Origin of the sequence: Paenibacillus sp. PSB04 (assembly GCF_025809195.1) — a bacterium.
Classification (GTDB): Bacteria; Bacillota; Bacilli; order Paenibacillales; family Paenibacillaceae; genus Paenibacillus_AQ; species Paenibacillus_AQ favisporus.
The window spans coordinates 2,758,651-2,783,479 of record NZ_CP081301.1 but is presented as its reverse complement, the minus strand read 5'-3'; the positions used below and the strand labels follow the sequence as shown (position 1 = coordinate 2,783,479).

At 54.2% G+C, this 24,829-nt stretch carries 16 protein-coding genes; 5 read left to right on the top strand and 11 right to left on the bottom strand.

Annotation, left to right across the window (positions count from 1 at the left end):
- Positions 1-55 precede the first annotated feature (55 nt).
- Complete coding sequence (locus tag K2F33_RS12900; protein ID WP_412973980.1) at positions 56-1,186, top strand: helix-turn-helix domain-containing protein; 1,131 nt, start codon at positions 56-58, stop codon at positions 1,184-1,186.
- 252 nt (positions 1,187-1,438) lie between these two features.
- Here K2F33_RS12900 and K2F33_RS12895 read toward each other — a convergent pair whose 3' ends face one another.
- The 4 genes from K2F33_RS12895 to K2F33_RS12880 form a co-directional block, all read right to left on the bottom strand.
- Positions 1,439-3,565, bottom strand: a complete 2,127-nt coding sequence (locus K2F33_RS12895; RefSeq protein WP_412973979.1) for an alpha-galactosidase — start codon at positions 3,563-3,565, stop codon at positions 1,439-1,441.
- A gap of 131 nt (positions 3,566-3,696) precedes the next feature.
- Complete coding sequence (locus K2F33_RS12890; protein WP_089548660.1) at positions 3,697-5,322, bottom strand: ABC transporter substrate-binding protein; 1,626 nt, start codon at positions 5,320-5,322, stop codon at positions 3,697-3,699.
- A 139-nt stretch (positions 5,323-5,461) separates the two neighbouring features.
- Positions 5,462-7,276 (bottom strand): cache domain-containing sensor histidine kinase, encoded by a 1,815-nt coding sequence (locus K2F33_RS12885; protein ID WP_263881914.1) that lies wholly within the window; start codon positions 7,274-7,276, stop codon positions 5,462-5,464.
- Entirely contained in the window at positions 7,245-8,792 is a 1,548-nt protein-coding gene (locus K2F33_RS12880) for a response regulator (RefSeq protein WP_263881913.1), read from the bottom strand. The genes K2F33_RS12885 and K2F33_RS12880 overlap by 32 nt, the downstream gene beginning before the upstream one ends.
- A 265-nt stretch (positions 8,793-9,057) precedes the next feature.
- Between K2F33_RS12880 and K2F33_RS12875 the strand changes: the two genes are divergently transcribed.
- From K2F33_RS12875 to K2F33_RS12860, 4 genes are all read left to right on the top strand, one after another.
- Complete coding sequence (locus K2F33_RS12875; protein ID WP_263881912.1) at positions 9,058-10,029, top strand: ABC transporter permease; 972 nt, start codon at positions 9,058-9,060, stop codon at positions 10,027-10,029.
- A gap of 21 nt (positions 10,030-10,050) precedes the next feature.
- Positions 10,051-10,944: a carbohydrate ABC transporter permease gene (locus K2F33_RS12870; RefSeq protein WP_076175584.1), complete on the top strand. Its 894-nt coding sequence runs from the start codon at positions 10,051-10,053 to the stop codon at positions 10,942-10,944.
- A gap of 1,554 nt (positions 10,945-12,498) precedes the next feature.
- Complete coding sequence (locus K2F33_RS12865; RefSeq protein ID WP_263881911.1) at positions 12,499-12,945, top strand: ATP-dependent metallopeptidase FtsH/Yme1/Tma family protein; 447 nt, start codon at positions 12,499-12,501, stop codon at positions 12,943-12,945.
- Between the two features lie 709 nt (positions 12,946-13,654).
- Positions 13,655-14,554 (top strand): aminoglycoside 6-adenylyltransferase, encoded by a 900-nt coding sequence (locus K2F33_RS12860; protein WP_263881910.1) that lies wholly within the window; start codon positions 13,655-13,657, stop codon positions 14,552-14,554.
- A gap of 157 nt (positions 14,555-14,711) precedes the next feature.
- Here the strand turns inward: K2F33_RS12860 and K2F33_RS12855 are convergent, their stop codons facing one another.
- The 7 genes from K2F33_RS12855 to K2F33_RS12825 all read right to left on the bottom strand — a co-directional run bounded on the left by K2F33_RS12855 (position 14,712) and on the right by K2F33_RS12825 (position 24,697).
- Positions 14,712-15,881: an SGNH/GDSL hydrolase family protein gene (locus K2F33_RS12855; protein WP_263881908.1), complete on the bottom strand. Its 1,170-nt coding sequence runs from the start codon at positions 15,879-15,881 to the stop codon at positions 14,712-14,714.
- The gene (locus tag K2F33_RS12850; RefSeq protein WP_263881907.1) at positions 15,868-16,512 is read right to left on the bottom strand and encodes an HAD family hydrolase; all 645 of its coding nucleotides are present in this window, start codon (positions 16,510-16,512) and stop codon (positions 15,868-15,870) included. The genes K2F33_RS12855 and K2F33_RS12850 overlap by 14 nt, the downstream gene beginning before the upstream one ends.
- Before the next feature lie 17 nt (positions 16,513-16,529).
- A complete protein-coding gene (locus K2F33_RS12845) occupies positions 16,530-18,305 on the bottom strand; it encodes a right-handed parallel beta-helix repeat-containing protein (RefSeq protein WP_263881905.1) in 1,776 nt (591 codons plus the stop codon).
- A gap of 172 nt (positions 18,306-18,477) precedes the next feature.
- The gene (locus K2F33_RS12840) at positions 18,478-20,145 is read right to left on the bottom strand and encodes an extracellular solute-binding protein (protein ID WP_076175567.1); all 1,668 of its coding nucleotides are present in this window, start codon (positions 20,143-20,145) and stop codon (positions 18,478-18,480) included.
- Positions 20,146-20,273: 128 nt separating this feature from the next.
- Positions 20,274-21,182, bottom strand: a complete 909-nt coding sequence (locus K2F33_RS12835) for a carbohydrate ABC transporter permease (RefSeq protein WP_076175564.1) — start codon at positions 21,180-21,182, stop codon at positions 20,274-20,276.
- 15 nt (positions 21,183-21,197) lie between these two features.
- On the bottom strand, positions 21,198-22,139 hold the full coding sequence (locus K2F33_RS12830) for an ABC transporter permease (protein WP_244169437.1): 942 nt from the start codon (positions 22,137-22,139) through the stop codon (positions 21,198-21,200).
- 266 nt (positions 22,140-22,405) lie between these two features.
- On the bottom strand, positions 22,406-24,697 hold the full coding sequence (locus K2F33_RS12825; RefSeq protein WP_263881902.1) for a helix-turn-helix domain-containing protein: 2,292 nt from the start codon (positions 24,695-24,697) through the stop codon (positions 22,406-22,408).
- Positions 24,698-24,829 lie beyond the last annotated feature (132 nt).

Here is a 24,829-nt window from a genome sequence, read left to right as displayed (position 1 = left end):
GGATTATATTATGATTTTTCAGTGTTGATAGGGATTGTTGAGACGGAAGTTTCCATTGACAAAGGACACGGCCCAAACCATAGTAAATACTATGGAAAAGATACGAAAACCCGACGGATTCAAATCCGAGAAACTCATCGTCCTGCCGGATCATATTCTGATGGAGGCGTCGTCGCATCCGCTGGTCCGTCCCCTCTACGTGACCGATACCGGATACTTCCCGCGCGCCCTGCATCATTACCGGGAGCGGCCCGAAGGCAGCGAAGCGGTCATCGTCATATTTTGCATGGAAGGAGAAGGCTGGTACCGCTTGGGAAGCGGCCGGGCGCAGCCGGTCGGCCAGGGCCAGGCCATCGTGATTCCCGCGCGGACTCCCCACGCCTATGGCTCGTCGGAGGAGCATCCGTGGAGCATTTACTGGTGGCATTTCAAGGGGGAGCAGACGGAGGCGTTTTTTGAGGGATTTGGTCTGGGACCCGGTCCAGGGCACGAGTCAGGACACGAGTCCGGGCATGAGCCAGGACACAAGTCAGGGCACGGGCCAGAGGCCGAGGAAGCCAGTATGCATGTTAGCGGGTCCGATGAATGGAATAATATCGGTGCGGGTGCACCGGGAACCTCGGACAGCGGGGACCTGACAGAGCCGCCTTCCCGTCCGGTTAAAACCGCCGCCGCATCCCTTTCCGTCACCCTGCCTCCGGACAAAGCGCGCCAGCTGACGGAGCTGTTCCAGGAAGGGTATGCGCTGCTGGAGCAGGGCTATACGCTGAACCATATCATTTATGTGTCGCAGCTGGCGCATCACCTCGCGGCGATTTTGAGACTGTGCCGGCTGCAGCCGCAGGATGGGATTTTCCGCCACAGCCAGCACGATATCACGCAAACGGTGCGGTATATGATGGACCGCCTGGAGGGCACCGTCACACTGAAGCAGCTTGCGGCCCAGGCGCGCGTGTCGGTTCCGCATTTTACCCAGCGCTTCAAGGAGGCGACCGGCTATTCGCCGATCGACTACTACCTGCGTCTGAAGGTCCAGCTGGCCTGCAGGCACCTGGACCTCACCGGGCAAAGCGTAAAGGAAATCAGCCATCGTCTCGGGTTCCAGGACCCGTATTACTTCTCGCGCTTGTTCAAAAAAATTATGGGCAAGTCGCCCTCCGAGTACCGGGGGACGCGGAAGGGGTAAAGTAGGGGGGCCAGGTGTCTTCTTTGTCTAAAGTAACTTGGCCGGTACTACGTCCCTCCCCTTTAAGAAAAAGACGCCCCCGGGCAATTTCCCCGGGAGCGTCCTTTTACGTCCACTCTTTTCAGTTCGTGCGGCTGAATGGGTCATCGCCTTTTGACCCGGAACCGCCTCGCAATCTACCGCCGGTGAGCTTTATCAGCTGGGGCGGCCTACAGCCTGCCGGCCATCTCCCGGCCACCAGCCACCATCCGCCTACTCCACCGCCGTCACCCGGTACAGCAGGCTGTCAAAATCGCCCCGCAGCGGCAGCTCAATCCCGATGTTCATCAGCGCGCGTCCGCTCCAGCTGCCGGGCAGCCCCTCGATGGCGTACGCCTGGTCCGCCTGCAGCCCCTGCAGACGCAGCCGCGGCAGCGGTTCGCCGAGGCGCTGCGAATGCAGGAAGGCAAACACGGCGCTGTCCGTGCCGGCTTCATCGACGTACTGCACGGCGGTGACGCCTTTGTGCTGGAGATCGGCCAGCCGGTACTGGCGGCCGAACTGCACAAGCGGGCGGATCGCCTTGTACTGGCGGATGAATTCGCCGGACTGCTCGATCAGCTCGTCGCTCCACTCGTTCAGGTTGGAGCCGATGCCGAGCGTGCCCATCATCGCGCTGTGGAACCGGTACTTCAGCGACACATTCCGCTTGTTCATGCCTGTCGGCGATTCTGTCACCCAGCAGGTCATCATCCGCGGCGCATACGTGTACGAGAAGCCCTCCTGGATGCTTAAGCGGTCGAACGCGTCGGTGTTGTCGCTCGGCCAGGACTGGTCGGCATACCGGAAGATGCCGAGGTCGATCCGCGCGCCGCCGCCCGCGCACGTCTCGAATTCCACATGCGGGAACCGGCGCCGCAGCTCGGCCCAAATCTCGTACAGGCTGCGGACATGGCGGATCCACAGCTCCTTGTGCCGGTGCAGCGGATGGTCCTTCATCCCCGGCTCGGTGACCGTGCGGTTCATGTCCCACTTGATGAACTTGATGCGGTGGTTCTGCAGCAGCTCGGTCATGAACTGAAGGATGTACGCCTTAACCTCCGGCTTCGAAATGTTCAGCAGCAGCTGGTTGCGCAGCTCCGTCCGCGGCCGCGTCTCAAAATGGTACACCCAATCCGGGTGGGCCCGGTACAAGTCACTGTCCGGATTGACCGCCTCCGGCTCGACCCAGATGCCGAACTCCATGCCAAGCTCGTGAACCTTGCCGATCAGCTCGCCCAAACCGTTCGGAAACTTCTCCTTATTCACGTACCAGTCGCCAAGCCCGGCCCGGTCGTTGTTCCGCTGGCCGAACCAGCCGTCGTCGACGACAAATAGCTCGACGCCCATCCGCGCCGCCCGCTCGGCCAGAGCCATCTGGTCTGCGGCGTTCACGTTGAAATACGTCGCCTCCCAGGAGTTGTACAGCACCTTGCGCGGCTCAGAGCTTGGCAGCACGTACGCGTGCTGGTACTGATGCAGATTCCGGCTCATGCCTCCGAAGCCGCCGGCCGTGTACCCGCCGACAAACCACGGCGCATCGAACGACTCGCCGGCTCCCAGCACCCACTCGCTGTCGAAATCGTTGATCCCGCCGGTCACCCGGACATGATTGAACACCGTTTTCTCCGTGGTAATCTTCCAGTTGCCGCTCCAGGCGAGCGCCCCGAACCAGACGCGGCCGTCCGTTTCCGTCGCCTGGCCTTCATCGACGGCAAACCACGGGTTAGCGTGGCTGTCGGTAAAGCCTCTGCGCGACTCCAGCACCTTTTTCCCCTCGCTCAGCACGTTGCGGCGGAGCTGGAATTCGCCCGACCATTTGCCGGTCACATGCGTCAATCGGTAATCCCGCAGGTCCGGCAGGCTCCAGGCGGCCGACTGGACGCTCTCGAGGACGATGTCATCCCCGCCGGTATTGACGATACGTGCGGAACGCTCAATCAGGTCATATTCCGGGATGACCCGATACAGCAGATGGGCTTCCAGCGGGTAAACCCGGTCCTTCAGCACAATGACCAGCGTCTGCCGGCCGTCCTCCTCGCGGATTTCATGACGCACATAGCCGGCCAAAAGGTCCCGGACGCCGTCCGGCATGCGCACCCTCAGGGAAGGCTCGTCATAGTTGACCCCGCCCCAGAAGCTGTACTCTTCGGCCTCCATATCCACTTCGGCGTCAAAGGAGCTGTGCGACCGCCCTCGCAGCAGCGGCGCGCAGTCGTCGATCGTGACAGGCTCGCCCCAATACAGATGCTGCAGCCGGTCCCGTTCATTGATCCCGAACACGTAGGAACTGCGCTGCGTATGAATCGCAAAGATCCGGCTTTTTTCCTCAAACTCAAACTGCATGTCTACATTTCCCATCGTCCCTCATCCTTTACCGTTTGAAAATGGATCGTTTCCCGCTAACTTCGGGCGTGCAAGCCATCACAGCCTGCGCCCCGGCAAAAAAGGGAGGCCAAAGACAAAGGCCGTCTTCTCCTCCCCCGCTTGCGTTATTTAGACTCCGTCCACAGCTGCTGGCGCTTCTTATAGTTCTCGGTGTAGATTTTCTCCAGTTTGGAGAGGCCAGCCGCCTCGACTTCCTTCATCATTTGGTTGTACTGTTCGGTCACCTGTTCTTCGGTCGGAGCCAGGGCCATCTTCAGGAAATATTTGTTGATCGTATCGTTGACCTTCGTATCCATGATCGCTTCCGGCGTACCGCCCGCAGGTCCCAAATTATCGTATGGGGCTGTGTCAAAAGAGGTATCGGCCAGGTTTTTAATCGCCAGATCGGTCACCGGATCGGACTGGAAGCGGCCGATCAGGTCGTAAGGCGTGCCGTCGGAGCCCGGTCCGTTCTTGATCATCCACGTCCATTTGCGGATGCCCGTCGTCCGGGATGCCTCATCCCAGTTTTTCTTGAACGCATCGAGCACTTCCGGACGCGGCACATGCTTGCCGTCCTTCATGTCCCAGTCCTTGCCTTCCACGCCCCACATCAGGAGGTACTGTCCCTCCTCGCTGGCCAGGAAGTCCAGCAGCTTCATCGTACGCTCCGGATCCTTGTTCGAGCGGGTGATCGCTACGCCGTCCCAGCCCAGGGAGCTTTTCGGACCGTACGTCGTCTGGTCGGCGCTCACGCCCGGAGCCAGCACTTTATATTGATAGAACTGGCGCTCGTCGGCTTTGGCCGGATCGGGCGCTTCCGATTTCAGCAGCGAGTTGGGGTTGCCCACGTTCCACAGCGCTTCGGCTGTAGCGAACACGTTGCCGCCCGCCAGCTTCTGCTCGAACTGCTTCGTTTTCATCGTCGCCCATTCCTTGTCGAGCAGTCCTTTACGGTACAAGGAGTTCAGGAATTTCACCATCTCCAGGTAACGCGGATCGCGGATGTCCTTCTTCAGCTCGCCGTTCGTTTCATAATACGGCATCATGCCAAACATGCCTTTGAAGGTGCCGGATACACTGCCGATATTTTCACCGTTCAGCGTCATCGGGATCGATTCCTTGCCGTCGATCGTCGGATACTTCTCCTTGAACTTCACCAGGAGGTTCTCGAACTCTTCCGCCGTAAACGGCTCACCGTTGTTCACTTTGTCCCCGACGCCGAGCTCCTTCATAATGTCCATGCGCATCATAAAGCCGAAGACCGGGTATTTCTCCAGACCGTACCAGTTGGCAAAATAATAGTTTTTGCCGTCATCGTTTTTCGTTTTGGCCAGGGTGTCGCCGTACATTTCTTTAATATGCGGACCGTACTTGTCGATCAGATCGTTCAGCGGGATAATCGCGCCCGATGAAATATATTTGTTCATGATGTCGCTGCCGCGGTCCAGCATGACGACGTCCGGCAAGTCGCCGCTCGCCAGCATCAGGTTCAGCTTCTCCACCGGGTTGCCGGTCGGCTGCTGAATTTCGACCGTGACCCCGGTCTTTTCCGTAATCGCTTTGGCCACCGGGTTGTTGAACGCATCCCCCGTATTTTTATCGAACCACGTCAGCGTGATCGGCGCATTGCTGTCCGCGGCCGCGCCCTTGTCATCGCCGGATGCCGCTTTCCCGCCTCCTCCGCCGCCACAGCCAGTAAGCGCTGTCATAACGAGGGCTGCCGCGAGAATCCCTTTGATCGTTTTCATTGCCTGAACCCCTTTCTGAAGTCGTCATATTCTTGTTCCCGAATACATGTCTAATTGTAAAAACGGGGAGTTCAATTAGCTATAACGCAATATTACAATTCATAATGGAAAACGTCTTTCATCGTTTCAAGGCAGCTCCTCATCCTGGTGCTTTTGCGGCAGATGGAGGCGGATCGAGCGGTATCCGGATCGTGACGGCGGTGCCGATGCCCGGTTTGCTGAACATGGACACTCCGTATTCCCCGCCATAAGTGAGCTTGATGCGGTCATCCACGTTTTTGATACCATATCCGGAAGCTCCGGAAGGACTGTCGCTCTTCTGCATCGCCTGGTCCAGCTGCTCCGCCGTCATACCGGCGCCATCGTCAATGACTTGGAGCAGCATGTCATGCCCGTCCCGCTTCAGCTTGACGTTAATGTTAACGCCCGACTCGTCCCACATCGCGTGGTTGATGCAGTTCTCGATAAAAGGCTGCAAAATCAGCTTGATCGTCGTCCGCTGGAACAGCTCTTCATCGAGGTCGTAGTGCATATGCAGCTTGTCCCGGAAGCGGATGTCCTGAATCGCCACGTAATTTTTGACGAGATTGATTTCCTGCTCCACCAGAATGATCCGCTTTCCCTTGTTCAGCGACACCCGGTAGTACTTGGCCAAATAGTTGACCATGCGATAGACCTGCCCCGCCCCCTCTTTCAAGGCCAGCGAAGAAATCGACGACAGCGTATTATACAGAAAATGCGGATTGATCTGCGCCTGCAGCGTGTTCAGCTCCGATTCCTTCATGGCGATTTCCTTCACGTACACATCCTGAATCAGATTCTGGATCGTTGAGGCCATTTTATTGAAGGCAAAAGACAGCTGGCCGATCTCGTCATGCCCCATCGGTTTGATGGAGAGGCGGAAGTCGCCCCGTTCCACCTTGCGGATCTGCTGCAGCAGCACCTCGATCCGTTTGGTCAGCACCTTGGTGGTAAAATACAGCAGCAGAATGGCGATGCTGATCGTGATCGCGGAGAACCAGATGATTTTTCCCGTAGCCTTGTTCGTGTTGGACAGCAGCTCGTCATACGGCACGGTAATGACCGTACTCCAGCCGTTGCTCAGCTTGTTATAGGTGAAAAAGCGCTCCTGCCCGTTCATTTTCAAGTCAAAATGACCCGATTTCCCGCTCAGCTCCTTTTGAATGGGATAGAGGTCGTACAGCAGGCTGGAAGCCAGGTTCTGATCCCCCGTGCTGATGATCCTTCCGTTTTCGTCGATAATGTAGACGCTTTTGTTGTTGTTTTCCATCTTAATGAGGGAATACAGCTCGTTGTCGCTAATGTCCAGCGTTAAAATCCCGTAGGGATGCTGGAGGCTGAAATAGCTCAGCGAACGGGCCAGCGTAAAATGCGCATCCGGCGCCGTGTAGTCGTCCGTATGGGTATACACGGTGCTTCCGGCGGCTTTCAGCGCCTTTTCTTTGATTTCGGCCGGCAGCTCCTCCATATATTTCACGTACTGGCCGTCGGAGTACAGCGTTTTGTTGCCGGTAAAGATCGTGATGTTCTGAATGTTGGAATTCAGCGTCATCAGCGAGGGCAGCGTGCGGTTGATGTATTGAAAAGCGTCCAAATAATAAAACGCCTGCTCGTAATCCGTCGATAAATAATTGCGCAGCTGGGCATCCATGTACAAAATGTTCGACAGCTGGTTATAGTAATCCAGCCGCTTCTCCACGTTGGTGTTGATCTGGGCCAATGTCACATTAAGCGCGGTATACGTCTGCTTCGTAATCGTGCTGCGGGTCGACGTATACGAATAGTAGATCAGAATGGAGAACGGCAGAATAATGACGATCAGAAAGATGAAGAAAAATTTGTGCCGCAGGCGCGGGCGGGCAAGCCTGCCTGTCCGGGTGAACGGAATGCGCGCGGCGATTTTATCCCAGAAGGAGATGTTTTCGGTATTCATTCGGCGTGACTCCTTGGTTTTTCACGAATAAGGAAATAAAGTAGGACGTGCTCTCGTAACCCACCATCTGGGCGATGTCCTGCACCTTCAGCGATTCGTCAGCCAAGTAAGCCCTGGCCTTGTCGAGGCGGATTTGGGTCAGGTAGTCGTGAATCGTCATCCCCGTTTTCTCTTTAAAAATGGACCGCAGGTAGTTCGGCGACAGATACACCTGATCCGACAGGCTGTTAATCGTAATCGGCTGATGGAAGTTCTGGTCGATCATCGTCCGCACCTGATGCACCAGCTTGGCGTTCTTGTCCGCAAACCGCTGCCGGACCGAATCCGCCGCCTGCTTGGCGTAGTCCATCACCAGCGCTTCAATCTCGTAAATGGTTTGACAGCCGTACACGGTATGGTACAGCTCGGCACGCTTATGGCTTTCCGCAATCGGCTCGTGAATGTGCTCCAGCAGGTGCTCGATCCAGCCGATGGCCGCGCCGCACACCTCGTTTTTCGCAACCCTAAGCGCCACCAGCTTGGCGATTTGCTCACTTAAAATCTCACCCGCCCGTTCCAGATCATGCCCGTCCAGCGCTTCGATCCACTCCTTCTCCGCAAGCGCGGGCGTCTCCCCACCCTTGGACTGCTGAACGTCCTCCGGCCCGATGACTTTTCCCTTTCCCGTGTAAAATAGCTCCGCTAATATGACCCTTGTTTGCCGGTACAGCGCCTGAATTCCCGTCAACGATTCCTCCTGCGGTGCCGTGGCGACCGTTACCGTACAATGCAGCGATTGCCGGATACGCTCCAGCAGATCGTTCCAACCATACTCACCCGGCTTGGCCGCAGCGTCCATAAATAGGCCCATCTCGCCTTCCTTGAACAGGACGATGTCGGCGTCTAGCCGTTTCTCGGCCAGCCATTCCCCGATCAGCTCGGACACCTGGTCGCGTCCGTCTTCCACGGATACGCTTTCTGCCTCAGCGCTGATCCCGTCCAGCTGCAGCAGGGCCAGCGCATACTTCTGCCCCTCCGGGTGGCGCGACAGCCGGCGAAAGCTGGCGGCCAGATTTCCGGTGCGCTCCGCATCGGATTCATGGACGAGCTCCTTCAAAATATGGGAGCGGGTCACGCGGATCGAACGGTTCTTCATCCGCACTTCCTCGCATTGATGCTTTACTTTTTCGATAACGCTTACAATTTCGCTGAGATCGAGCGGTTTCAGCAAATAACCGACGGCCCCCACGTTCAAGGCCGATTTGACGTAATCAAATTCGTCGTGCCCCGTCAGGAACACGAGCTGCATCCAGTCATAACGCTCCCTTATATGCCGCGCCAGGTCCAGGCCGTTCATCAGCGGCATTTGCACGTCGGTCAGCACGATGTCGGGCTGGATCGCCTCGATCTTCTCCACGGCATCCCGTCCATTGACAGCCGTGCCTGCAACATAGAGCCCCATTTCTTCCCAGCGAATATAATCCCTCATCATCTCAAGCTCCAGCTCTTCGTCGTCCACGAGAAAAATGCTGTACATGGTCTACCCCTCCAGTCCCCTTTTGCTTAACGTTATATAGAAATGAACTAAAGAAAGTCCTTTTCTGACACGGAATGCCCCGTGAATCAAGTGATAACGATAGAAAACTTTAGTTCATTCTATATTATAGTGGTTTCCCGTTACTTAACTAAGGGTCCTCACAAATGTAAGTCATTTTCAAGCATCTTTCGTTACAATGGCGTATCGACACTCATTTTTTGCGGGTTTTATAATTTGAGTTAACTTAAGATGCGAGGTGCCCCCTATGAAAACCGAACTGGCTTTACAGAAAAGATCGGAGCTCCCGATCCCCCGGCGCAAGCTGTGGGTGACCGTCAAACAACAGAAGTATCTGTTCCTCATGATGCTGCCCGCGATCGTCTGGGCGCTCATCTTCGCTTATACGCCCATGGTGGGGCTGTACATGTCCTTTGTCAATTACCAGCCGACGCTGGGCGGCTTCTGGCATACGCTGTTTCACAGTGAATTTGTTGGATTCAAGTGGTTCCAGTACTTTTTCAACAACGGCGACTTTCTCATCGTCATGCGCAACACGCTGGCGTCGACTTTAATTACACTGCTGTTCTCATTTCCGATGCCGATCCTCATTGCCATCGCCATCAACGAAATCCGGAGTGTTCGCTTTAAAAAGACGGTGCAGACCGCATCGTATCTGCCATACTTTATTTCCTGGGTTATCGCGGCCAATATTATCGTGACGCTGCTGTCCTCGGACGGCGCCATCAACGGTATATTGAAGTTTCTGCATATTACGCGTGAGAGCGTTTTATTCCTGCAGCACGGCTCCTACTTCTGGTGGATCGTCGCGATCGGCAACACGTGGAAGGACATGGGCTACAACTCGATCATGTATCTGGCCGCCATCTCCTCCATTAACCAGGAGCTGTACGAAGCCGCCAAGGTCGACGGTGCCAGCCGCTTCAAGCAGATCCGTTACATCACGCTGCCGCACCTGAAGCCGACGATCGTCATTTTGCTGATCCTTGCCCTCGGCGGCATTCTAAATGCCGGCTTTGACCAGCACTTCCTGCTCGGCAACGATTTGACGCGCGACTACTCCGATGTGCTGTCGACCTATTCGTTCCGCTACGGTATTCAGAACGGCATGTTCTCTTACGCCTCGGCCGTCGGTATGTTCAGCTCCGTCGTCGCTTTTATCATCGTCATCATCGTCAACAACATCGCCAAGCGGCTCAACGGCCAGTCTTTATTCTAATCGACCCGGGAGGTTTACGATATGAAAAACAGCAAAACGGTCCCCGAGCATCTGTTCGATGCCTCACTGTACGTCTTTTTGGCCATCATCTTCCTGGCGACGTTCTATCCGTTCTGGAACATCTTCGTCATTTCCCTGAACGACGCGACGGACACGTTAAAAGGAGGGCTGTATTTCTGGCCGCGCGTGCCGACCTTTGAGAGCTACATGACCATCTTCCGTAACCCGGAAATTTGGAGCGCCATTAAAATCACCGTGCTGCGAACGGTCGTCGGCACCGCCGTGTCCATCTTCTGCATCTCCATGCTGGCCTACGCGCTCAGCAAACGGAACCTGATCGGCTGGAAGTACTTCTCCTTCTTTTTCGTGTTCACGATGTATTTCGGCGGCGGCCTGATTCCGACCTATATGGTCATCAAATCCGTCGGGCTGATCGATTCGTTCTGGGTGTATATTTTCCCCGGCCTGATCGGCGTATTTCTGATGATTCTGGTCCGGACCTTTATCGAGCAAATCCCCGGCGAAATCGAGGAATCGTCCAAAATCGACGGTGCGAACGACCTGCAAATCTTTTTCCGTATCATCATGCCGCTCTGCGTTCCCGTGCTGGCCACCATCGGGCTGTTTCTGGCCATCGGCCACTGGAACTCGTGGTACGATTCCTACGTGTACACCTACAAGCCAGAACTGAAGACGCTGCAGGCCGTGCTGGTCAAAATCCTGAACCAGTTCCAGACGGCCAGCATGATGTCCGACGCCCAGCAGCTGGCCCAAAGCTCCAAGCGCATCCCGGTATCGAGCGAGAGCATCCGGATGGCGGTGACCATGGTCGCCACCCTGCCGATCATTCTCGTATATCCCTTCGTGCAGCGGTATTTTGTGAAGGGGATCATGATGGGGGCGATCAAGAGCTGAGGAAGGACTGAGTGTATGGGGATGGCAAAACGGAATGTGGTGTGTCGACGAAGCGTGTATTTGTGAGTGGCTTGGCTATGGCCAAGCTGTCTAGATGACTGGCGAAATCCAGACGTTTGGCGCGTGGGGTAAGTGCGAGGGGTGATTGGAGGAAACCCATACGTATGCGCGTGGGAGGGGCGGGATTGGGGTTTCAGCCGCTGTTGAGACCGGGTTCCTTGGAATCGATAAAGTGGTTGGAACCCGGTCTCAAAGGCGGCACGTAGACTTTCCACCCCAATTCCCGCCTCCTCTTGGTGCCACTTTTCCGGTGACTTCCACGTTTGTGAGGCCTTTCCCCATCTCTTGATGGGGAAGGAACAGGCTCGTTCCGGACGGCTTTGGCCGGGAACTCGCCTGAGAATAATCAGACATCAGCGCCTGGCCTTGGCCAGGCTGCTTCGATTTGGAGAACCCTCCTAAGTTTTGGCGTGGAGTTAGTGGAGGCAACCCAGACGTTTGTGCGTGGGAGGGGCGGGATTGGGGTTTCAGACGCTGTTGAGACCGGGTTCCTTGGAATCGATAAGGTGGTTGGAACCCGGTCTCAAAGGCGGCACGTAGACTTTCCACCCCAATTCCCGCCTCCTCTTGGTGCCACTTTTCCGGTGACTTCCACGTTTGTGAGGCCCTTCCCCATCTCTTGATGGGAAGTAATAGGCTCGTTCCGGACGGCTTTAGCCGGGAACTCGCCTGAGAATAATCAGACATCAGCGCCTGGCCTTGGCCAGGCTGCTTTATGTTTGGTACGGCGAACTTGGCTGGACTCGGAAACCACAAGTCCGGAGGTTGATTGGCGAAACCCAGACGTTTGGAGAGTGGGATAGCCCTCTTCCCCATCTCTCAATGGGAAAGGAATAGGCTCGTTCCGGGTGGCTTTGGCCGCCGTGAACTCGCCTCAGACATCAGCGCCTGGCCTTTGGCCAGGCTGCTTTGATTTGCTTAAAGCCATTGTTTTATTGCATCCATGTATAAAGCCAAGTTTGAAAGATATCATGTCATCTTGGATTCGCTCCCTTTGGTTTAAAATCACCGGCCCGTTAGGCTTGCCACCTGGAACATGCGGATCATATCGATCACCTTCTCGATCATACTTCCCCTGTTAGTTCAACTGGAGGCTCCGCCAGGCGCACCGCGCCGCCGGAGTAGTTGAACTATCCGAACAAGGAGGAACGCCAGCGGCAAATCCTTGTTCGGATATCAGGGTATGATAGGCTTGTGTAGGGGGGCATGTTCAACCCCAGGGCCGGGATTTCGGAGTAGCCGAAATCAACCATGCCTTTAAAAAAGCCAATGGCTGCAGGCTTTTCTTATTGAATGTTTCCCCGAAACAGATACGGCTCAATTAGGCGTTCCGTTGGTAGCCCTAGGCAACCTGACTTATATTGAAGCAATTTATAAATTTTGATTATCGCTTGATTTATGCCTCTCGTTATTTATAGAATTGGGAGTAAAAGTAAATTTTCTAATCCGCAGCATACTTTACATGAGTTAGTCAGAACGAAGGGGGATGAAGTGATGAAACGACTAATATACCTTGCGGCCGCCGTCCTCATCGTGATCGGCTTGGGGATTTTCTACTTTTCACCAAAAAACTTTACTTTCAAAGAAGCTGTACTGGATAAGCTCGATACCAACAATGTTGCATCCATTGAAATCATCAAACGCGATCAGCAGGGTGAGCACACCAAAAATGTAACGAATTCGGAAGAAATCCATGAAATATTGAACTCACTTTCTGCGGCGAATTTAAAAAAGTCCGGACCATCAGACATTCAATTTACCGAATCCTACTGGATAACTGTGAAGACAAACGACGAAGGGAGAGCGTACGGAATCACTCTCTATGATAGCGACTATATGCATACCTTTGAATACGATGCAGCAGCACCTAAAAATGCATCCAGGTCATACAAAATTACGAACGACTTCGATGCTGCGGCTATTCGGAATGTATTTAAATAACTGTTGTTTGCAAGTCTGGTTTCTTTTGTGAAAAGCATTCGCCTACTGGCCACCTCACAGTCAGCACAAAACCTGTCCTTCCACAACGGACAATTTCATACTTTGTCTTACAAAAGAAGGACTCGATATACTATATTCTCCTGCAGGCGGATCGGCTCTAAAGTCCCTGTATCTAGTAGTAATCCTAATATTTTTTACTATATATAGATCTCAACAGTTTTGGAAAAGATATGTTCTTCTGTCCACTATTTAAAAGACAAAACTTCAATTTGTTCATCATATGTAGACACTCTAAAATAACTGTGAACTCGCTTTATCACAGACCATCAGCTATCCCCTGTATAATCCAGACTGATTTTTGAACCATCCGTTGACCACCCCCGACGGTCCGGTCATCCAACGGAATGTTACCGATATTTGCTTCAAGAAAATTCACCTAAGTTGAGCAGTACGCTTTCCCGCCCTCCCCCAACTTGTGGTAAGATGTCAGTAATTATGGTATGGGCGGATACCGCCTGTCATGATCCTTACAATTCCGTTCTGCAGATGATGCACCCACCACTAAAAAGGAGGACAATCATCATGAAGAAGCTGCTTGACCACTTGTAACGTGAACTCGTCGTTCGCTGGAGTATCCGAATTCGTGGACCGCCTCTTGTAAGCATGACCCCATTCCAAATGAATATAAAACAGGGAGGCTGTACCCGGGATGAGAAGCGAACGAGAAATGTTGGATTTGATATTAAATGTAGCCAAAAGCGACGAGCGTATCCGGGCCGCTGGGATGAACGGCTCGCGGACGAATCCGAATGCGCCGAAGGATGTTTTTCAGGATTACGATATTGTGTATGTCGTGACTGACGTGGGGTCTTTTATCCAGGATCCCGACTGGGTTAACGTATTCGGCGACCGGATCGTCATGCAAAAACCGGAGGAGATGAAGCTCGTTCCTCCGGCTATGGACGGATTTTATCCGTATCTCATGCTGTTCACGGATGGCAATCGGATTGACCTGACCCTTTGCCCGATCGATAAAAAGGATGACTGGAACGGCGGTGACCGCTTGGCCGTGGTGCTGCTGGACAAAGACCAAAGCCTGCCACAGCTGGTAGAGCCTACGGATCAGGGGTATTGGGTACAGCAGCCGACCGCCAAACTATTTGCCGACTGCTGCAACGAGTTTTGGTGGGTCTCGCCTTACGTCGCCAAAGGCTTGTGGAGACAGGAGATCCTGTACGCGCTCGACCATTTGAACATCATCCGGGAGATGCTGGTCAAGATGCTCGAATGGCAGGCCGGCGTCCTTACCGGGTTCTCGGTGAGCACCGGCAAAAACGGGAAGTACTTAAAGGGATACATTCCTGAATCGAGCTGGGAACAGCTTTTGGCCACCTATCCAAAAGGCCAATACGAAGATGCTTGGAACGCGCTGTTTACTATGACCAACTTATTCCGCAGCACGGCGCAAGAAGTGGCGGCGAAATTCGGCTTTGCCTATCCTAATCAAGATGACCGCCGAGTGACGGCTTACCTGGAGCGTGTCCGAACACTAGAACCCGGGGCCGCTGAAATATTCCCGCCAGGTCGTGAGCCAGGTAATGAAGCGTAGGTACAGCACATACTAACGTTTTCCCGTAACGGTCGTGAATAACACCAAAACCAGCCGGAACCCTGAAGGGGGCCTGGCTGGTTTTTCTTAGTGAATAGTGGTCTTTGGCCCAAGTGTTACGATTGTTACGACCAGAGCGAGACATGCTATCCCCTTTTTAATGGCTCAGGATTCGCAGCACCTGCAGTCGCGTTCCCAGACTCTCCATGTCTTTTCGTCCGGTGTTTCTGACCTCCACCTGCATTTCGGCCGGTTCGGAACCGCTGGCCAACACGATGATCACGGGTCTGTAAGCCAGCTTGCACCAATCGTCGAAAAGGTTCACCTCTTGAAAAGGGCCCCCGTTCACGGCGTATTCCAGAATGCCGGAGTCGGGGCCCATGAACAGGCAGAGTCCCGTTCCGCGGCCGGTCACGATATAACTGAGGCTTGCTCCTTCGTTCAGCGCCTCCAAGTGTCCGTCATCGTACCGCCAGTTCATAACAGGCCTATGCTGAAGCCCGTTGTAGTCAAATCCTCTTTGGCTTAAAATGCTGTCCGCCCGGATCATCCGTCCGTACTCGTAATTCCCCGCTTCCAAAGGCGGGAGGGAAAGGACATCCCTCCCCATGCTGGTGACATGACCGGCTTCAGCTATCGCATCCAGTCCTGTCTCTAAGAAAGGCTCCAGGAATTCCCGGGCAAAGCGGGCATACAGCGCGTGTCCCTCGTCATTCGGATGGACGCCATCCGGCGCGAGTTCTCTCCATGTCCAGCGCCCCTCCTCGACGCCCTGCTGAATGGCGGAGGCGTAGTTGACGGAAGGGATACCATAATACGCAGCGACCTCCTCGTGTACGGCAATGTTGAACGGGACGCCCGGTCCCAAATTTTTGTCCGCTGCGGTATAGACAAAGCAAAGGTCCGTCTGCGGCGAGCGCCGCTTGCAGCCGCGGACGATCCCCTCCATGCCGCGGATCGACTCGCTGCGGTCCGTCCCGTCGTTGACGCTGAATTCGACGAACAGAAGATCGACCGGCCCGTGCTCCAGAACATGCTCCTGCAGCCGGTGTGCGCCGAAGGTCGAGTCGGTGCCGCCGACGCCGGCGTTGATGCAGGCCACCCGGCCGGCGCCGTGCCGATCCTCGAGCCAGGCCTGCGTCAGTCCCCGCCAGCTGGTCTTATCTGCGTCCGAAGCTCCCGCTCCCTCCGTGATGGACCCGCCAAGAAAAGCAACGGTTACGGGCAGTCCCTTACGTATCTTATCCTGAAATGCGGGTAGACCGCTCCGGGTATGGATGATGGGCTGGGGATACGCATGCGCATGAATCGGCTTAGAATCCGACATGGTCCCCGGCCCCCTTTGCTTGGCGTTCCTGCCGCTCCTGCCGCTCTTGTCGTACTTTCCGGGGTTCGGAACTCTCGCCTTCCGTTTCCGCTGCCCCAAGCTCCATTTCCAGCCGATTGACAAGTTCGATGAGCTGCATCGGTTCGCTGATCGTATAAGCGGGCTGCTCGGATTCGTCTGCCGGCGTATGGGGGTACCTTGGCGTCCAGCTTTGAAAAACGCTGATGATGCCGAGGGCGTTCGCGCCTTTAATATCCCTGCTCAAATTGTTGCCGACCATGACGGTGCGGGCAAAATCCGCTTCGGACCCGTTCAGCGCGCCGATCGCTGCTTTAAACATCCGCGGGCTCGGCTTGGTGGCCTTGATCAGCTCGGAAATGATGAGCGCATCGAAATAATCGTGCAGGCGGTGCTGACTCAGCACGTTTTTGAAGGATTGTGCATCGCCGTCGGCCACGAGCGCAAGCGTAAAGCCAAGCGAATGCAGCGTCTTCACCATCTCCGCGGCCCCCGGAATCAGGTCGGCGCTGACCACGATTCCGTCTTCGTCACGAACCTCGGTAGACTCGTCCACGAGCGTATCCCCGCTGTCCAAAAATACGATCAGTCTTTTCTTGTCGATGACGTCCATCTCCTTTATTCCTCGTTCTATTCGTCTGTCGGAGCCACCATGAATCCGACCGAATTGTCGGCCATTGTAACTCCGCTGCAGCGTTCCAGCTTAAAAAGTCCGTCAGGGTATTGCCTATGAAAGACCCCGCCCGAATACAGGCCATCTTTGCTGCCAGCCTTCACTGCAAGCAAAATATCGTTACGGCAAAAGGCCAGCCCTTCCGTGCTTCGCGCCGACAGCAGCATGGCATGAGCCGTTCTGAACCGGTTATCCTCGATCCGGATGTTGCGGTGGACTGGTACGTCCGGCACTTCCAGCACGGAAGACTCATTCTCGGGAGCGATCCGGATCACGGGATGCTCCTCTCCGCCGCAGTCGATAAATTGGTTGCCCGAAATGCGCACATCCGTGACAGCGCCTGATTCGTACCAGGAATTCGCGTCGCCCGCAACCAGAACGGCACTCATGTTCATGCGTTCAAACCTGTTGCCTTCTATGACTGTCTTCCGCAGCGACGACACCAGTATGCCCCGGGTCGGTATTCTGGCAAAATGGTTCCTCGCAATCAGGACCTCCGGTGTCCACGTCACGTTCTCGATGACATCGTAATCCCCTATCGATGCTGGGGCCGGCTGCTCCAATGTCAGAAGCAGCTCGCGGGGATCGAACATCTTCACGGTGGCGATCCGCCCGAAAGCATAGGACGCAAGACTGCGGGCATCGACAAAGGCTATTTCGTCCCCCGGAAAGAAAGCGCGAAATCCATACGTTTGCGGATGCATGAATCGAACCCGCACTTGATCGGGCGCCGGCTGGCCGACGATGCGGAGGTACGTTCCGTGAACGTTGACCGCATCGTCATGGGCTCCGGCAAACCGGCTGTCCGTGATCGAAACGCGGCCCCGGCACCCTGAACAATGGATAAAATCGGCGAAGCCCGCCACCGTTCTCCCCGTCTCAGGGCGCGGCGTTACATCCAGATCGGCGAAGGTCAAATCCGCGCTAAACTGGCCGACGATGCCCAGCCCATGCATAAAATGAAGCCCCATGCCGATCAGACGGATCCTCTCGCATTCCAGGATCAGCACGCCGACCTGGTCACGAACACCGTCTCTCATTTGTACGGTCATTCCAGGCGAAACATGCGGAACGGGTTCCTCCCCAAAATGAAACCGCAGCCGCCGGCTGCCGATTTCCTCAATGCGTTCAGCCCGTGACGGCCAATCTTCCATACGCCAGGTGGCATTTTGGACCAAGTCGCAGTGCTGTACCGGCCCTTCCCGGAGCCTCCATCCTTCGCCGACCCAAGTGAGACGTCCGTCTTCCAGTTCATAATGTGAATCCGGATGCACGCAAACGTCGAGCTCATGCTCTCCGCGCCGCTCCACGGTCATCTCGGTCACAGTCGGCACCGCATAGTCGAAGTGCAGGTTGCGGATTTCGATATCCGCGCAGCCATCCAGCAGCAGCATCGTTTGCTTGCCGTGGATCACAAAAAGGGAACCGTTCCCCTCCAGCGTCAGCCGGCGAAGCCCCTTCAGCAGCAGCGCGACCGTTTTCGTAACATCCTGGTTTTCCTCCTCGCTGGCCGTATTGGTAATATGATAAGCCGCCCGGACGGCATGCTCCGGATAAAAATGATACGTTCCAAGTGGGATGTCCAATACGACAGGGCCATCATGCGAACCGGCTGCCTCTAGCGCAAGCCGCATGGCCGCCCCTGCATTGGCCTGTAAGCCCTCAGCGTCGCCAAAGTCCGCCAATGATATCAATTTGAACAGCGCCGGACCCGGATTTCCAGAATCAGTCATGCCTTGCTCCTTTCGATGCGTTGTCTGCTCCGTTCACTGATTAACTGATTTTACAAATCGCCCTTGTTCTTAAAATGAACGGAAATGCCGAAGATGCCAGTCTGTTATAGAACCGGCATCCCGCAAAGGAACCAGCAGGCTTTGCCGGCCGCCGGTTCCTTGTTATATCGTATTATTTTGCTAACTTATCATAAGCCGTCTGCAAAATTTCCAGGTAACGGTCCAGCTGCAGGTCCTTCAAGCCTTTCACGTAAGCGTCCCAATCTTTGTCCAGGTCTTTGTTGCCGGTCACGAACTGCAGTTCATTTTGCTCAATGTAATTTTTCAGGTTGGTCTGCAGCATGCTGGCTTCGTCGATTTCGGTTGGATCGATCCAGACGGACCAAATCGGGAAGATTTCTTTAGGCTCATGTCCTTGGTACAGAAGCGTAGCGTTGTACAGTCTGCGCTCATAGCCGTCCGAAGCGTAAATATCGGTGCCCTGTACCCAGGTGTCGCGGTATTCTTTCGGCATGTAGAAATGCCCCATTCCGCTCCATCCCGCATTGTGCGGCTGCTCGCCTTCCTTCGTCGGAATCGTTTTGACCATCGGCTTGACGCCTTCACCAAGCGCTTTGTCTCCCGGCTCCGGATCCGTCCAATCGATGCCCTTCATACCGGTTCCGGCATTGGTTTGCCCTTCGGGCGTGAACATATAATCCACCATTTTAATTAATGCGATCTGCGCTTCTTTGCTTGCTTTATTCGTAATCACGAATTTGGCTCCGGAAGTGACGCCCCCGGCATCATGCGTGGCATACGAGATGCCGTTCGGACCAGTCAATGGCGGCAGCGGGTTGTAGTGTGCGGAACGGGTGTTGCCCGGGTCGATATTGACAAAGATGGCCGGGTGCATGCCTGCTCCTGCGCCAAGAATTTCAGCACCGGCATTTTCGCCGACTTTTTTGAAGGCCTCAGCATTTTGCGTAAATGCGCCCGGGTCGATCAGTCCTTCATCATAGAGGGACTTAACGTATTTCAATCCTTCCTTCCACTCCGGCGTAATAGCGGCGGACTGCACCTTGCCGCTGCTCATCGTCAAATAGTTCCGGTCATCGTCATAGATAAAGCTGTTCATCAGATAAGGAATGATGCGGACGCCGAAGTCCTCTGTCGAACCGCTGAGCGGAACTTCGTCGGCTTTGCCGTTGCCGTTGGGATCCTTCGTTTTAAAAGCCTTCAGAACCTCTCTGAATTCCTCCGTGGTCTTCGGCTCTTGAAGATTGAGCTTTTTCAGCCATTCGGTATTGAGCCACATTTTGTTCGGATAGGAACAGTGGAAGCATTCGGTGTAGGCTCCAAGCCCATAGATATTGCCGTCAGGGGCCGTGACAAGAGCTTTCATTTCAGGACTCTCTTCCATCGCCTTCTTGATGTTGGGCCCATACTGGTCGATCAGATCGTTCAGAGGAATCAGCACCCCCTGCTGCCCGTATTTCAGGACGTCAGCCTGTGAAAATTCATCGATGTAGGCTGTCAGCAGATAAGCATCGGGGTAATCGCCGCTTGCCAGCGAAATCTGGCGTTTCTCCTTAGCTCCGTCGGAAGGGTTAATCTGCCATTTAAACTGAATGTTAAATTTGTCCTCGACGAATTTGGTAAACTTGTTCGTCGGAATGTCGATTCCCGATTCCTGGACAGCGAACACGCTGACCTGTACGGGCTTCGACGATCCTCCGTCGGCTGCGGTACCGCCTCCCTGTGCGCTGTCCGGGCTATCTGTCTTTTTGCCGGAGCAACCGCTGATGACGACGAAGGTAGCCATCAGCAGGATAAACATTCGTATTAGGCTCTTTTTCAATCGAATCGCTCCCTTTTTAATAGTTCTTCAGCAAGCTTCTTATGCCTTCCTCATCTCAAAAAAGGGCACCACCTCCATTTGAAATGGAATAAGAATCAGGATGGCGTGCCAAAATCAGCACCTCAAGGTTATCCTTTGACCGATCCGACCAGCATCCCCTGCACGAAATAGCGCTGCACGAACGGGTAAATGACAAGCACCGGAAGGGTCGCCACCACGATCAGCGCATATTTTAACAATTCGGCCAGCTGCTGCTTCTGCACCATCGCCATAGCGTCCATCGTTCCGCCCGAGCTGTTGTTCTGGATAATAATACTCCGAAGGACTAGCTGCAGCGGGAACAGGTCTGCGCTTCTGAGATAGATCAACGCATCGAAATAGGCATTCCACTGCCCAACGGCGTACATCAGCACCAGAACGGCAATGATTGGCTTGGACAGTGGCAGCACGACGCTGCGGATAAACCGGATATCGCTGCAGCCGTCGATCTCGCTGGCCTCCAGCAGTTCCCCCGGAATCGACGATTGAAAAAAGGAGCGGGCGATAATCACCTGCCATACCCAGATGGCGTTAGGAATGAGCAGCGCCCACCTTGTGTCGATCAAGTGCAGCTCTTTCACCACCATATAGGTGGGAATTAACCCGCCGCTGAAAATCATCGTAAACGTGATGATCATCATGAATACGTTGCGCCCGAAGAGGGACCTCCGGGACAAAGGGTAGGCAATCATGACCGTCAGCGTGACGCTGATCAGGGTGCCTGCCGCCGTATAAATAATTGAGTTTAAATAGCCCGTCATAATTTCCTGCCTGCTGAAAAGCACGCGGAAGCCCTCAAACGAAATGTCGACCGGCCACAGCCATACCTTTCCGGAGGTAACCGCCGCCGGACTGCTGATGGAGCTGCTTAAAATGTAGACGAGCGGATACAGAACCGCCAGGACGACCAAGATCAAAATGGTGTAGACGATGCCTAAAAACAGGCGGTCGCCCTTCGACTCCTTGATTGCTTTTCTTCCTGCAAGTTGAATGGTCATACCTTTGCTCCTTCCTTACCAAATGCTGTTGTTCGTCAGCCTCTTCGCCAATCCATTTACGGTCAGCAGCAGGATGAGGTTGATGACGGAATTGAACAGGCCGACGGCTGTGGCAAAGCTGTAGTTTGCGTTCAGCAATCCGATCCGGTACACATAGGTTGCGATAATTTCCGAATTCACCTGATTCAGCGGATTTTGCAAAAGATATACTTTTTCAAAACCGATCGCCATGACGTTGCCGACATTCAAAATCAGAATGATGACGATGGTCGGAACGATGCCCGGCAAATCGACATGCCAGATTTTCTGGAACCGCGAAGCGCCGTCCACCTTTGCCGCTTCGTACAAGGTCGGGTCGATGCCCGCCAGCGCCGCCAGATAGATGACCGCACTGTAGCCGGCCGTCTGCCAAATGTCGGACCAGACATAGATGGAGCGGAACATGCCCGGGTCGCCCAGAAAATTCACGGATTCAAGCCCGAAATAATTCAGAACGACGTTGGCGAAACCCAGCCTTGGGGACAGGAACAGCATGACGATCGACACCATAACCACCGTGGAAATAAAATAAGGGGCAAAGGTGACCATCTGCACGAATTTCTTAAATCTCTTCCCGCGCAATTCGTTAATCATCAGCGCCAGGATAATCGGAATCGGAAATCCGGCAAGGATCAAATAACCGCTCAGCAGCAGCGTGTTTTTGAGCAATGTCCAAAACAGCGGATTTTTAAAGAACAGCTCAAAATGCTTGAAGCCTACCCATGGACTGCCCCAAATCCCCTTAATGACGTTATAATCCTTGAATGCAAGGACTGCGTTAAGCATCGGGTAGTATTTGAAAATAAGGAAAAATAACAGCGGAGGAATCACGAGCAGATAGAGCTGCCAATGCTTCTTCATGCTTTTACCGGCAATTTGCCAGTAACTGACCTTGCGCGTACTGCTGTTGCGCTTCATTGGAATTGCGGCTTGCTTGTTCAGAATAATAATCCCCCCTATGCCATCAGCGTGGATGCGTGATGAAATGACAGCGTTTTCTTTCTTGCTTGAGCATAGTGGATCAAACGGGCGCTTGAACAGGTACACTTCGGTCGTTTTGCATCCAATTTCCCTTTTTTCGGGGGTCCATCGCTCTAAGCGCTGTACATATTTCCGCTTCGGCTTCCGCACGCACAAAAGCCGCATCGTCCTCAAACGGATCCTGCGGCTTACAAGAGCTGGTGCTATTCGTCGAGCGTTTGCCTGTAAACGCTCGGCGTCACGCCGATCAATCGCTTGAACGCCCGGCGGAACGAATGGGAGCTGTTGTACCCCACCTGGGCGGCGATATCGTCGACCGTATGATTGCTTTCTTTGAGCAGTTCAGCAGCTTTCTCCATGCGCACCTTAATCAGATGGTCCGAGTAATTGACCCCGGTCACTTCTTTAAATAACTGGGAAATGTATTTTTCCGGACGTTCCACATATTCGGCCACCCGGTACAGGGTCAAATCGGGATTGGCGTACATCTCCTCCGTGTACTGGTACATTCGCTGAACCAGTTTGGCATGGGAGTCCTTTTTCTTGTTGGCGATATAACTGCACAGCGTGGCGGTAATGCTCTTGATTTCGGCCTGAACGGAATCCAGCGGCTCGGCGGGGCCGATGTCGATGACCCTCCGCTTCACAGTTTCCAGCATGTTCGACTCCTGGAAAACCTTCTGATCGAGCAGCTTGAGGAAAGTTCCTTTGATCTCGCCGACGAGCTGATGCCTCATCTCGACAGACAACTCGCGCCTTGCGATATTTTGCTCGAAAATGCCGTCGATGATCTTGCCGGCCTCCTCCTCTTCCCCGGCCCGGATCGTACTTGCGAGGCGCTGCTCCGCGTCGAGCGGGTAATAATACGTCGTGTTTTCGATGCGGGCTTCATGATTCCACAGCATGCCCTTGGAGTTCACAAACACGGCATATTCCAGCGCCTGCTTGGCCTGCTCGAACGATTGGCTCACATCCATCAGCGTCTCAAAGCCCTCGCCGAAACCAGCCTGGATGGAAACCTTGTATTCCTGGAACAGATGCTGGATCAGCTCTTCCATCAGCGCGGTTATCCGCTCCTCCTCGTCCTGCCCGGGTTCCCGGTTCTCGTGCGAGAAAAACAAGACGACAAGCTTATCGGATCCAAGGTCGGATACCGGCAGCGGACCCGCGATTTCCAGCAGCGCTTGTTTCACAAGGAGGCGTGTGGCGCTGAGCTCATTCAAAATTTCCACGCTGTCCATACCCGAGTATCCGTTAATGCAGAGAATGCCTGCATAACCGCTCTCCTTTTCGAGCGAAATGTTGGCCTGTTTGGCCGCCGCCACGATGACATCGTGCGATTCGAATTCGCCTGCAATGAGGCGCTTAATGAAAGCGTCGCGGACCAGCGGAAGCTGAAGGGTCAGCTCGCCTTCGAGCTGTTTGTTAGTCTTGATCATATTGGCGATATTGCCGCTAAGAAAATCATACGCATTCCTTTTCTCCAGCTCGTCCCGGCCGAACTGTTCTTTGATAATACCGATCATGCTTTGGATCGGAACGCTGTGACGACGCGCCAGCAGCAGCCCGACCAGCAGGCCGATCAGCATCGTCCCTCCGGTAAGGATAAAGGTTGCGCGCTTGATCTTGTTGGCGTTCTCCATGAGGGTGGTCCGCGGAATGCCGGCCTGGTACACCCAACCGTTCTTGTCCGAACGGGTTGTGATGACCAGGTCATCCTTATAAAATTGGCTCGTTTTATTGGCATCAAAAGCCGGGTCATCCTTCAATCTGTCCACATACGACGGAACGCTCCCTTGGAGCGCAAGCGTATTTCCTTGACTGTCATAGATATGCACCCATCCGCCAAATCCTTTGGTCAGACCTGACAGCAAACCGGTAATGGTTTTTTCGTCGATCATGACCACCACGCTCGCCGGCGAGGAATCGTTGAAGCTGTCGAGCGGCAAGGACTGCATAAACGTAATGACGGAAGTACCCATTCCCCTCTCCGTATAGGCCGTCAACGGCTTGATTTCGCTGCGGTGGGTCTTTAGCAGCACTTGGGTCTTCCATTCGTCAAACGACATATCGTCATAATGAAAATATTCATAATAATGCTCCGGCCGAAAAGTGGAGCCTGAAGTCAGGATCAAATCATAATTGGCCAAATAAATGAAATAGTTTTGAAGAAAATCGTTGGTTTGTCCAAAGGTCAGCACGTTCCGCATCGCCTTCCACAAACCGTACACATCCTGCACTTGATGGCGGTCGTTCATCAGCATATTCACTTCCTGGCTGATGGCGATTTGCCGGGTCATGCCTTCCACCTCCGCCATCCGGTGCTCCAGCAGCTCCTGGCTCTTTTCCAGCTGAATCAAGCTGTTGTCGATCGAGATGGACTGTGTAACGGATATCGAGGTGAGGTAAGAAATGTAACCGCCCACACAGGGGATCAGAAGAATGACGATATAAGAAATCAGAAAATTTCGAAAAACGCTGGAACGTTTCAGCATGATATCCCCCTTATTTTGATAGCGCTATCATTTTGTGGGTTGAAAGATGTATGGCCTGCTCATGCAGCGTACATTCCATAATAAAGCCTTGATCGCAAATTTGTATAGGTACACTCCAGCCAAAAGGTACAT